Genomic DNA, 11,622 nt, shown 5'->3' with positions numbered 1-11,622 from the left:
ATCTGCTCGTCAGTCAGCCAGAAAAGATTACTCATCGTGCCCCCACTGATCAGAGGGTATGAATCACGCAGCAACGGTCGGTGCAACCCAATTAATAGGTCCTGAGCCTAGGCAGAGTATTAGGGCGCCGCGCCAGAATTGCTTGATGTCGGACCAGTAGGCGAGCGTCGAGGTGATGTAGCCAGGCAGTTGGGTAACCGACGAGGTCGCGTTGGCGACGACCGGCGGAATTCCGACGAAGCTCAGCGCGCCGAAGGTTAGAAATGTGCCGCCGCCGGCTATGGCATTCACCATCCCGGACAGCAGTCCTGCGGCAAACAAGAGAGCAATCGCTTCGATCGTCATATTCCAACTCTGATATATATCGGTCGCCCGCCCTCGCCCATGGCTTAGATTTGCGCTGCGGCGAGCCGAAAAGGGCGGGCGGCCTAGTGTTGGCTAGTAGTCGGCTTATCTTTCGACCTTCCGGTTCCAGGCATCCACGATCTGCTCGAGGTTCTCGGACAGGTAGCTCCAGTCCGGGCTGAAGACCGTCGTGGGATCCGGGAAGAACTCGCGGTATTCGTCGCTGACGTTCACCTTCGGGTTCATCGGCGTGTAGCCGAGGAGAGTCATGATTTTTTCTTGGGTAGCTGGCTGCAGCATGTAGTCGATCCATGCATGCGCGGCGTCCTTGTTCGGTGCCCCCTTCAGAACACCAAGTTCGACCTGATACCCTGCGCAGCCCTCTTCAGGCTGGGCAAAGACGATCGGCGCGCCGGCGTTCTTGAATTGGAGTGCCCGCAGTCCGACCTGCGGCGCGATCCAAACGTCACCTTGCTGGAAAGCTGCATCGAGCGGTCCAGGCGCAGAGAAAACGTCGAGAAGATTTGGACGCAACGTTGCGAAACGGTCAATAGCTGCGTCGAAATTTTTCCAATCTCCAGTTGCGATGCGTGAGATCAGCGCCAACAGCGACTTTGTGCCGGTGCTGGTGATCGAAAGCAGACCCGCATGGCCTTTGAACTTGTCATCCCACAGATCGTTCCAACTTGTCGGCACCGCGATGCCGCGTTCGGACAAAGTCTGGGAATTGTAAAGTAATCCAACTGCACTCTGTCCCATAGGCAGCATGAATTCGCTGGTTTGGAAGGCGTCGGGAAGATCATTCTTGGCCGGAATCTGGCTACTGTCGAGAGGCTGGAGCAGATCTTCCCTCAGCGATGCGGCCAAGGTCTCACTGCTGAGCCAAGCGACATCGATCGTGGGTGCGCGCTGCTGGGAGCGGTATTTTGCCATAAGTTCCGAGCCGCCGCCGGCCACGTAAACAAGATTTTTGATCCCGTGTTTCGCACCGAACTCCGGAAATATCTCGGTCTCGATCATGCGCTGAGTCGAGCCGCCAGTGCCGGTTATTACCAGCGTGTCCGATGCGCCCTGAGCCAGTGCACGCGATACCCACGGCGCCGCCAACGCAAACGCGCCGCCCCTCATAAGCAAGGTCCGTCGCGTGGTTGCCGCAACGGCAATGTTTTTCAATTCCATGTTATTCCCCTTTTCTATTATCCGGGATTGTTACTCTCAACAGGAACCGACGTGGAAAACTTGGTCCTGTTCATCACGACCATGGTTGAGAATCTGCGCACATTCGGGTTGTCGAAGAAGAAGCGGTTCGTAAAATCCTCATAATCGGACAGGTTTCTGACAGTCACTATGAGAACAAAATCGAAATCGCCGGTCACGTAATAGCACTGAAAAACTTCGGGAGCATTCAGGACCGAGCGCTTAAAATTATCCATAAGATCCGTTCGCTCGCGCTCCAGCGTAACCAATACGATCATGGTCATTGCCAGGCCAGCGAGTTCGGGAGATACAATTGACACGTCCGAAGCGATAACCCCTTCTTCCCTGAGGCGACGGACCCGCCTCAGACATGAGGCCGAGGACAGATGGACCTGCTCGGCGAGGTCGGAACTTGTAATCAGGTTGTTGGCCTGAAGGATATTCAGCAGTTTTGCGTCAAACGAATCGATAACGGGGCGCCTCACGTTTCACCTCTCAGGTTTGATGAGCTTGAATGCTTCCCTGCAGCCGGGTCTGAATCAAGTTGCATTGTCCATCTTCAGTAGGTGAATGGCTGAACGCGCATACACACGCGCGCAATCAAGCACGTCTTGCTCAAAGGCGAAGTCGTCAATTCCAGCCGACAATTCGGGCTGCGGTCCGTAGCAGATGGCCGGTGTTCCGAGATCACGCCAGCGCCTTGCGTCACTGCCGGGCAAGCGGACAACGAGGCCGGGCGCTTTTCCGCGCAGTCCTTCCACTGTGCGGGCCACGGTCTGGACGAGTTCGCTGTTCAGAGCGGTCCAGTTCGCGTTCCATCCCTTCCGCGCGACCATCTCGATTTCAAGGGACTCCGTGATAGCCCTTATCCGGTTCTGCACGTCGTCGATGGTGATGCCAGGCGGAAGCCGGAAGTCCAGTTCGGCTCGAGCCAAGTTGGCGATCAGACTTCTAACTCCGCCGGATACGACGATTCCAGCGTTTGCCGACAAGCGGAAGCCGGCGTTTTCGATCCCACCTGATGTCCCCGCGATAGCTTCCGGAACCGAGGCAAATATGTCGTTGAACTCGTCTATTTGCCGCAAGCATTCGCACAAGCGTGAGATTGGTGTGTTTCCTCGTTTGGCATTGGAGGAATGGCCGCCACTCCCTTGGGTCGATAAATCGATCCAGAGTAACCCCTTTTCCGCAACGGCCAGGTCCATGTAACCTGGGCCCTCGCCACTGATTAGAACGTCTCCTTTCAGGTCTGGACGGGCATTGAGCAGAAAAACCGCGCCACGCTCGCCGAACATGACTTCATCGCACACGGCCGTAAACGAAAGGCGACCGTGCAGCGAGTCCGCATGGCGCTTCAGGACGGCAGTCGCGACGAGCATCGCCGCCAACGCGCCCTTCATGTTGCCCATTCCTAGGCCGTAAAGCCTGCCGTCCCGCGACGTCGTCTCGCGGATCGGCACGGTCCACAGCGCCTCGTTTCCCGGCTGCATCGTGTCCATATGCGCATTGAAAACAACATGGCGGCCCGGCAACTTGCCATGAACCTCGGCGACGATGTTTGGGGCGTCCTTTTCCGCAGCGACGAGGCTGCTGTCGATCCCCTGTGATGCGAGATATCTGGCGACGATGCGAGCCACCCCAGCCGTGTGTCCGGGAGGACTGGCACTCGGCTCGGCGACGAGGTCCCCGCAGAGACGGAAAAGCGAATTCCGCTCCGACAGAATGGCTTCGTCGATCGCCTCCTCCAAGGGACTTACCATTGCGATCATGCGCTGATCCTTGGCGCAACGCCCTCATGATCCGTCACGATGCGTTGATAGGCTTCCGGATCTGTTGCGCCTTCGGTTCCGAACACCAGAATCCGGCTCTCTGCCGTCAAGCCCAGGCTGACCCGGAGTTCCGGCTGCTGGGCCGCAAGGATGAACCCCGCGAGACCTGCAACCGCTGACTCGCCTGCCATGATCTTAGGATCGTCGCCCCCTGGGTTTGCCAGCAGCCTCATCGTGTTCGCTGCCGCATCATCTACGATAGTCATGAACGCGTCAGCGCCAGGCTGCAGGATACGCCATGCGAGGATCGACGGCTCGCCACAGGCAAGTCCGGCCATGATCGTGTCGAGATCCCCTCTTGCCGTGGCTAGCGTTCCTGCCGATGCAGACTGGAAGAGGCAATCGGCAGTCTTTGGTTCAACAACAACCAACCGCGGCCGTTCTTTCTCAAACGTTTCCCAGAAGAAGGCGCAGACACTGGCCGCAACGCCACCGACTCCACCCTGGACGAAGACGTGGGTCGGGACCGAACCAAGCTGCGTGGCGGCCTCCTGAACCATGAGGCCATAGCCTTGCATAACATCGCGTGGAACATCCTGATATCCTTCATAGGAAGTGTCCGAGACGATGTGCCATCCGAGCGCGGCCGCATCGGACGCAACCTGGCGAACCGCGTCGTCATAGTTTCCCGGCACCACGACGACCGTGGCGCCAAGAGATCCGATCGCCGCACGTCGGGCGACGCTGACATGTTCATGGACGTAAATCGTGCAGGCGCACCGGAACAGCTTTGCTCCCCAAGCGACCGAACGACCGTGATTACCATCGGTTGCACATGCAACGACGACCTTGCGGGTATGGTCTACGTAACGTCCCTCGATCAGATCCTGTGATGACGGCATTTCGCCCGTCTTTTCGGCAATCAGCCCCTGAAGAAGGCGAAAAACGGCGTAGGCCCCGCCAAGTGCCTTGAAGCTCCCCAAACCGAAGCGGCTTCCTTCATCTTTGTAGCATACGGTAGAAACACCGACCTTCTCTGCCAGATCCGACAAGTTGTGCAGTGGCGTGGGTTCGTAGCCTGACCACGTCGCGATCTCGCGCGTGGTGTTTTCTAAGCGGGCTAAGCTCAGGATTTCTGTGCGCCTTTCCGCGTTGTAGGGCGCCTGTGACCGGGCGGCATTGACCGCAAGCTCTGTGGGCGACTGGGGTAGAATTTGCACGAGATGAACTCCTTCTTGATTCAATATCCGAGCGCCAGACCGTCGGGGGGGCGATCCCCGCCGCCGCGCAACAAGCCAGTGGCCTGGTCGATCCATATGGCTTGACCCGTACCCAAAGGATTGGCCGGGCGGGTTATAGTGTGGCCGAGCGCCGAAAGCGCGGTGCAGACGGTCTCAGGAATGGCGGCCTCGAGTTCGAACACATCGCCGAAGGCAAAGATCCTAGGCAGGTCCAGTGCCGCCTGGACGGTGAGACCGTGATCGACAATCGCCGACAGAAGTTGGATCTGACCGATCGGCTGGAAATGGGCCCCTGTTACACCGAATGGCATGACAGGGCGCCCATCACGCGCCAGCATGGCCGGGATGATGGTGTTGAGCGGTCGCTTGCGAGGGGCAGCTGCGTTCAAGTGGCCGCGCTCCAAGACGAAGCCGCAACCTCGATTGTGGAAAAGCACGCCCGTCTGCGGACAGAAGATTCCGCATCCGAAATCGTCGAAGATCGAATTGATCAGAGAGACCGCAGTTCCGTCCCGATCGACCGTAGCAATAAAAACCGTGTCGGAATGGCGCGGCAACGGTGCTGGCGTCAGATCAGCAATTCTTGCGCTCATGGAAATGCGGGCCCGCCGATCAGCGCTCCGTGCCTGGCTGAGCAGATCCTCTACATCCACGCTCCCCAGACGGGGATCGCCGACAAAGATGTCACGCTCCGCGTAGGCAAGCCGCGCGGCTTCCGCGATCACATGCAAGCGCCGTGCATCAAGCGGATCATACTGAGACAGGTCGATTCCATCCAGAATTGACGCTGCGATCAGCGGCACCACCCCCTGTCCGTTAGGCGGGCACTCCCAAAGGTCATAACCGCGATAGGACGTCCGTATCGGCGAGACGGCCTCAGCAGTGTATTCAGCAAAATCCGCTTCGACATGCGTGCCTCCTGCCCGGCGCAGCGTATCAACCATGCGTTGCGCAATGCTGCCCTGATAGAAAGCAGCCGCACCGCCTGAACCGATTGCGCGTAGCGTGGCCGCCAGTGCTGGACTTCGGTGAATCTCGCCTGCATCCGGCGGTTCGCCTAAAAACAAGTAGGCTGCAGCTGTCTCGGGTCGCTGGCTGAGCTTTGACGTTTGCCTCCGCCAATCGCGCGCTAACCTCTCCGTCACCGGGGTACCGTCTTGAGCGGCGGCGATCGCCGGGGCTAGCACGACGGCTAAGTCCTTGCTGCCATGTTCGGACAACAATTTTTCCCATGTTCCGACCGCGCCCGGAACAGTGACAGCGTCCGCGCTATCGGCGGCGATGTGTCGCTGCCCACTTTCGAGTAATTTTTCGAAATCGAGCCCTGCCGGAGACCAGCCAGAACCATTGACTGCGGCGATTGATCCGTCGGCACGCATGATGATGGCGAAACAGTCTCCGCCGATGCCCGTCTGCGTCGGTTCCACGACGGCTTGCATCGCGGCTGCAGCTACCGCGGCATCGACAGCATTGCCTCCGGCTTTCAGGACATCCAGCGCCGCCATCGTCGCAAGCGGATGCGACGTTGCGGCCATGCCCCGCGTGCCAAAGGCTTCGGATCGACCGCAGCGGTCGAAATCTCGAAATTCTTTGGAAAACTGCTTCATAGTGCCGCCAAGCTCGCGTTGCGAATATCCGTGAACAGCATCGAAGAAGGTGCGTGGGTAATACAGATGGGTGGCTTAGCCGTCATGACCGCCAATTGTGGTGTCAGACCACAGGCCCAGAAAAGCGGGATTTCTCCTGGGAGGACCTCGCCGCTGCCTACGCCGCGATATCGGTTGTCGAGCTCGACGCCGATCTGGCCGGGATCACCGAGATGGACCGGCGCGCCATGCACATTTGGGAAACGGGAGGTGATCTGGATAGCGCGAATAGCATCAGCTGGAGTGAATGGCCTCATCGTCATCAACAGAGGCGCATCATATCGGCCAGCAGGCTTCGCACGCATAGTGGTCTCGTAGACGCCGGCGACCTCGCCGCGGTCGAGAAAACGCAGCGTGAGCCCAGCATCAACCAGCGCCTCCTCGAACGAGAAGGAGCAGCCCATCGCGAAGGTCACGAGATCATTACGCCAGAGATCCGTGATATCTGCCACTTCCGCATCGAAACGCCCTTCGCGGAAGACATGATAGCGCGGCACATCGCTGCGGATATCGATGTCCTCACCGAGCTCCGGCAAACTCCAGCTACCAACGTCGCTCCGGCTCAGCAGCGGGCAGGGCTGTGGATTGCGCTGGCAGAACAAAAGGAAGTCTTCAGCCCAATCCCTTGGGAGGATGCATATGTTCGCTTGCACGAAACCCTTTGCGTGACCAGCAGTGTAGCCCGCAAAACTTCCTTCACGGCATGCCACCCGGAGGCTCCGGGGCGTCATAGGTGGCATTTGGGAAGACGACGTAAACATGATCAATGACCTCTCGATCGCTGACGTCACAATAGAGCTTTTAAATGCCATAATTTTCCAAAAAAGCTAAAAAAATGATTTAAAAAGGCAAATTTGCTAATCAAAATAATAAATTTCATCACAAAGCTTGTTTATTGTCGGATGCCGAAATCCCGGCTTACGGGCGCAAAACAATACAGTCACACAGAGCATGCGGCGCGACAGGGGAACTAATAAATGAACGCTACAAACGCTACCAATCCGCGGGATCGAAAGAGTGAGGAACAAGATGCTTTTCTCGCGATCGACGGACTCCAGGTGAAGTACGGACAGACGATCGCGCTGCACGATTTCGATCTGCACATAAAAACCGGCGAATTCTTTTGCCTGCTCGGGCCATCAGGCTGCGGAAAATCTACACTGCTGGGTGCGATCGCGGGTTTCATACCCACGAGCAAAGGGCGAATTCATCTCGACCGAACCGATATCACTCGCCTCAGCCAACAGCAGAGGGAGATCGGCATCGTCTTCCAGAGCTATGCCCTTTTCCCTCACATGACAGCGGCCGAGAACATCGCCTACGGGCTTAAAGTCCGTCAAATGGCAACTTCTGCGATAGATGCGCGCGTTTCAGAACTGTTGGCGCTTGTGAAGCTCCACGACAAGGGCGGAAGGCTGCCGAGACAGCTTTCCGGCGGAGAGCAGCAGCGAGTTGCCATCGCGCGAGCCCTCGCTATTTCGCCGCGTCTCATGCTCCTCGACGAGCCGCTGTCGAACCTCGACGCCCGCCTTCGCGACGAAATGCGCGTCGAGTTGAAGCGCATCCAAAGCGCGACCGGTGTCACGACCGTGTTCGTGACGCACGATCAGGAAGAGGCGTTTGGGCTTGGAGATCGTGTCGCTGTCCTTAACCATGGACGCCTTGAGCAGCTTGGTACACCGGAAGAGATTTACCGGCAACCGCGGACGGATTTCGTTGCCGGCTTCATCGGCCGCGCGAACCGCTTGCAAGGTGCCATGGAGCTCGCGGGCGACGTTCCGGTTTTCCGTACAGGAAATCAGACATTCGTCATCAAAGCTGCAGTTCCCCAGCAGGGGGGCGGTCCGCTCACCCTTCTTCTGCGACCGGAAGAGCTCACAATAGGCGACTCAGCCAAGGTAAACAGGCTCTGCGGCCGTGTGATCGACATCCTATATAGTGGACAGACCATCAGCGTCAGAGTGGCGACGGATTGCGGAGAGTTCGAGGCGCTCCGCATGTCTGACGGGCAAAGTGTCCCGGCCGTGGGCGACGAGATCGAAATAGGCTGGGATGCCGATGCCGGCCACCTTCTGCCGGGTGTGACGGAGCGCGCTCCATGAACAATGTCGTCCGCAACAATTCAGCAGGCTTTCTCGCTCTGCCCGCAATATTGGTCGTTACGATCTTCCTGTTCATACCGTTCGCCGTCATCTTTCAGAACAGTATGACGATCCCATCGGAAGGTGGCTTTGCCTGGTCGGTGAAGAATTACACGACCATCCTCGGGGACTCTTTCTATTGGGAGATCATCATCCGCACCTTGCGGATCAGCCTGATCACCACGGCGGCAGCACTGCTGCTCGGCTATCCGGCAGCCATGTATCTTTATTTCTCAAAGAGCCGCTGGAGACGCGTATTCCTGTTCGTGGTCGTGTCGCCGCTATTCATCAGCGTCATCGTCCGCACTTACGGATGGCTGATTATCTTCGCCCCAAGTGGCGCTCTCAACGCGATGCTGCCCGAAGCACTGCAGTTTCCCATCTACAAGACGGAAACCGCCATCGTGATCGGCCTAATGCACATCTACATCCCATTCATGGTTCTCGCACTCAACGCGTCGATGGCGAAGATCGATGGAAGGTTTCTGTCGGCGGCCTATTCCCTCGGCGCGTCGCGGGTGATGGCATTCAGAGACATCATGCTGCCGCTAAGCCGCCCAGGCATCCTTTCTGGCACCATCGTGGTGTTTTCCGTATCGATGACGGCCTTCAGCACTCCCGTCCTTCTCGGCGGAAGCTCGAACAAAACCATGGCCTACATAATCTATCAGAAGAACATCCTGCTTGCGAACGATCATGAAGGAGGAGCGCTGGCTATCATTCTTCTCCTCCTCGCGATGGTATCCCTCACAGTATTCAACACGATCGGAGATGCCGCAGCGCGGCGGAGGGGAGGTGCACGATGAACATTATCGATCCATGGTCGATGGCACGACGTGCTTTCGCGGTGCTTTTCGCCAGCTTTATGCTGGCGCCGCTCCTCGTCATTCTCATCATGTCCTTCACGAACGAGGGCTACAACCGATTTCCGCCGCCCTCCTATGGAATCCGGTGGTACATCGCCGCGTTTGAAACTCCGGCGTTCCAGCAAGGTTTCCTGTTCAGCCTCAAGGTCGCCGTCATCACTTGTGCCATCTCCGGCCTGATCGGGATATCTGCTGCCATCGGGATAGGCCGATCCGAATCCCGCTGGGTGCGAAGCATGGCCACTTATGTATCGCTGCCGCTTACGGTTCCGAACATCATCATCGCAATCATGCTGCTGCAGACCTTTTCCAGGCTGTCGATAGCAAGCTCGCCTTACGGCCTGATCACCGGTCATGTTCTGGTGACGACGCCATATGTGCTGCGCATGACCATGACCAGCCTGGAGACCCTCGGGCGTCAGACCGAACTCGCGAGCTACAGCCTTGGCGCGTCTTGGTTCTACACCTTGCGGCGCGTCGTCTTACCGCAAATCGCGCCGGGTATGGTCGGGGGGCTGTTGTTCGCCTTCCTCCTTTCGTTTGATGAAGTCACTATTTCGATCTTCCTGTCGCTTCCAGGAGCAACGACGCTTCCTAGCGAAATATTCGGCTACGCTTCGCAAGGTGACGACCCGCTCGTGACAGCCATCAGTGGCTTCATGATCCTTTTTGCAGCTCTTTTCGTCCTAGTTGTCGAAAAACTGTTCGGCGTTCTGCGGCTCATCGCCAACGAAAAGTGAACCAACTTGACAACCACCAGCATCCGGAGAACGACATGACCGCCCTGACCACCGCTCGCTTGGGTAAGAGTGCCCGACCCAGCCTCATCGAGGCTGTATACAAGCCGATCATCGATCGGGACCTGACGATGTTCAACGCCTATATGGAAGTCGATCTGACCCATGTGGTGATGATGACCGAAAACGGCATCATTTCACCCGAGGCAGGAAAGTCGTTGCTGAGTGCCCTGCTGGACCTCGAGCAGACGGGTCCTGCACCGCTGAACATCGATCCATCCATGGGTAGCCTCTTGCTGCAGGTAGAGCGCTATCTGGCCGAAAAGGCCGGACAGGATACAGCTGGGGTCCTCCAGCTGGCACGAAGCCGCATCGATCAGAATGCTGCTATTTCCCGTGTCGACGCGCGCAACCGGCTGCTGCGGATCACCCGGCGCGTGTTCGAGCTTCAAGAAATCTGGCGCCGTCGCGCATCAGAATGGACCGACGTGATTATGCCGGGATACACACATCTCCAGCACGCACAGCCTTGGGTTCTGGCGCACTATGCCTTGTACCAGTATGACGTTTTCGCGCGTGACGTGCAGCGCCTCCTCGAAACCTATGCTCGCACCAATATGAGTTCGCTGGGCGGCGTGGCATTAGCGGGAACGAGCTGGCCGATCGACCGCGACAGGACCAGCGAACTGCTCGGTCATTCAGCCCAAATCCGCAACTCCAAGGATTGCGGCGGGTTCGCCATGGACTACTTGGCGGAAGTGGCGAGTGCCTTGTCCATTTTGATGTCGGGCCTGGGTCGTTCTGCCTCGGAACTCTACGTCTGGGCCTCGTGGGAGTTCGGGCTGATCGAACTCGACGAAGGTCTCTGCGGAACCTCCAGCATCATGCCGCAGAAGAAGAACCCCTATGTTCTGGAGCGGATCAGGGCGCTTGCTGGCGAATCCATCGGCTGGATGCCTTCCCAGCTCGGCATGCTGCGTACGCCCACGACCATCGATTCAGATCGTTTTTTCTCGTCCGGCAACGTGCAGTTCTTCGACGTCACCAACTGGGCTCTGACACTCATGCAGGACACGGTGGCAACGCTGCGCATCAACAGCGACGTCATGTACGAGCGTGCCGGCGCGCATTGGAGCACCGCGAGCAGCCTAGCGGACGCCATCGTGAAATTGAAAGGCCTAGACTTCCGCCGCTCGCACCACATCGTCGGAGCGCTCGTTAAAACCGCACTCGAAAATGGTATCTCACCATCAGCAACGACCGCGGCGGATGTGGACGCAGCAGCCAAGATGACCCTCGGCGCGCCGATCGGGCTGACCGACGAGCAAGTCCACGAGGCACTGGACGCCCGACACTTCGTTAAGACTCGCGTGTCCGCCGGATCCATCGGTCCGGAACAAATCGACAGAATGGCACATCTTGCAGAGGGCGATTCCACCAACACGGAGAAGCGCCTAAAAGCTGAAGAAAGCAGAATCCTCGCAGCCTCCAAGGCTTTACGACACCGCGCGCGCGAGCTCTCTCGCTGATCCTAAATTGGGGCCAATCCGTCGCCCGCCCCCCGGGCGCCAAAGGCGGGGGGGGCCGGGGGGGGGTAAAACCCGCCCCCCCCGGGCGTGGTTGGTGGGGGACAAGTGGGGGCGGGGTGGGGGGGGGGGGAGTGGGGGGGCGGGCCCCTAA

At 58.3% G+C, this 11,622-nt stretch carries 11 protein-coding genes; 4 read left to right on the top strand and 7 right to left on the bottom strand.

What is annotated here, in order from left to right; all coding sequences use genetic code 11:
• Nucleotides 1–63: 63 nt before the first annotated feature.
• The 7 genes from Q0601_RS24350 to Q0601_RS24320 all read right to left on the bottom strand — a co-directional run bounded on the left by Q0601_RS24350 (nucleotide 64) and on the right by Q0601_RS24320 (nucleotide 6,929).
• The gene (locus Q0601_RS24350) at nucleotides 64–345 is read right to left on the bottom strand and encodes a TSUP family transporter (protein ID WP_305292757.1); all 282 of its coding nucleotides are present in this window, start codon (nucleotides 343–345) and stop codon (nucleotides 64–66) included.
• 105 nt (nucleotides 346–450) lie between these two features.
• Nucleotides 451–1,524, bottom strand: coding sequence for an ABC transporter substrate-binding protein (locus Q0601_RS24345; protein WP_305292755.1), 1,074 nt, complete (start codon nucleotides 1,522–1,524; stop codon nucleotides 451–453).
• A gap of 17 nt (nucleotides 1,525–1,541) precedes the next feature.
• Nucleotides 1,542–2,027, bottom strand: coding sequence for an Lrp/AsnC family transcriptional regulator (locus Q0601_RS24340; RefSeq protein ID WP_305292753.1), 486 nt, complete (start codon nucleotides 2,025–2,027; stop codon nucleotides 1,542–1,544).
• 54 nt (nucleotides 2,028–2,081) lie between these two features.
• A complete protein-coding gene (locus Q0601_RS24335; protein ID WP_305292751.1) occupies nucleotides 2,082–3,311 on the bottom strand; it encodes a M20 family metallopeptidase in 1,230 nt (409 codons plus the stop codon).
• Entirely contained in the window at nucleotides 3,308–4,531 is a 1,224-nt protein-coding gene (locus tag Q0601_RS24330) for a diaminopropionate ammonia-lyase (protein WP_305292749.1), read from the bottom strand. The genes Q0601_RS24335 and Q0601_RS24330 overlap by 4 nt, the downstream gene beginning before the upstream one ends.
• A 20-nt stretch (nucleotides 4,532–4,551) precedes the next feature.
• Complete coding sequence (locus Q0601_RS24325) at nucleotides 4,552–6,159, bottom strand: gamma-glutamyltransferase family protein (protein WP_305292747.1); 1,608 nt, start codon at nucleotides 6,157–6,159, stop codon at nucleotides 4,552–4,554.
• Nucleotides 6,156–6,929: a putative hydro-lyase gene (locus Q0601_RS24320; RefSeq protein WP_305292759.1), complete on the bottom strand. Its 774-nt coding sequence runs from the start codon at nucleotides 6,927–6,929 to the stop codon at nucleotides 6,156–6,158. The genes Q0601_RS24325 and Q0601_RS24320 overlap by 4 nt, the downstream gene beginning before the upstream one ends.
• 246 nt (nucleotides 6,930–7,175) lie before the next feature.
• On the opposite strand from Q0601_RS24320, the gene Q0601_RS24315 reads away from it, so the two are divergent.
• From Q0601_RS24315 to argH, 4 genes are read left to right on the top strand one after another with little or no spacing between them, the layout of a single operon-like run.
• Nucleotides 7,176–8,300 (top strand): ABC transporter ATP-binding protein, encoded by a 1,125-nt coding sequence (locus tag Q0601_RS24315; protein WP_305292745.1) that lies wholly within the window; start codon nucleotides 7,176–7,178, stop codon nucleotides 8,298–8,300.
• A complete protein-coding gene (locus Q0601_RS24310; protein WP_305292742.1) occupies nucleotides 8,297–9,145 on the top strand; it encodes an ABC transporter permease in 849 nt (282 codons plus the stop codon). Before Q0601_RS24315 ends, Q0601_RS24310 begins: the two co-directional genes overlap by 4 nt.
• Entirely contained in the window at nucleotides 9,142–9,945 is an 804-nt protein-coding gene (locus tag Q0601_RS24305) for an ABC transporter permease (protein ID WP_305292740.1), read from the top strand. Before Q0601_RS24310 ends, Q0601_RS24305 begins: the two co-directional genes overlap by 4 nt.
• 35 nt (nucleotides 9,946–9,980) lie before the next feature.
• Complete coding sequence (gene argH, locus Q0601_RS24300) at nucleotides 9,981–11,471, top strand: argininosuccinate lyase (RefSeq protein WP_305292738.1); 1,491 nt, start codon at nucleotides 9,981–9,983, stop codon at nucleotides 11,469–11,471.
• Nucleotides 11,472–11,622: the final 151 nt, after the last annotated feature.

This window comes from Paracoccus wurundjeri (assembly GCF_030678915.1).
Taxonomy (GTDB): Bacteria; Pseudomonadota; Alphaproteobacteria; order Rhodobacterales; family Rhodobacteraceae; genus Paracoccus; species Paracoccus onubensis_A.
This window is presented reverse-complemented; position numbering and strand designations above follow the sequence as displayed.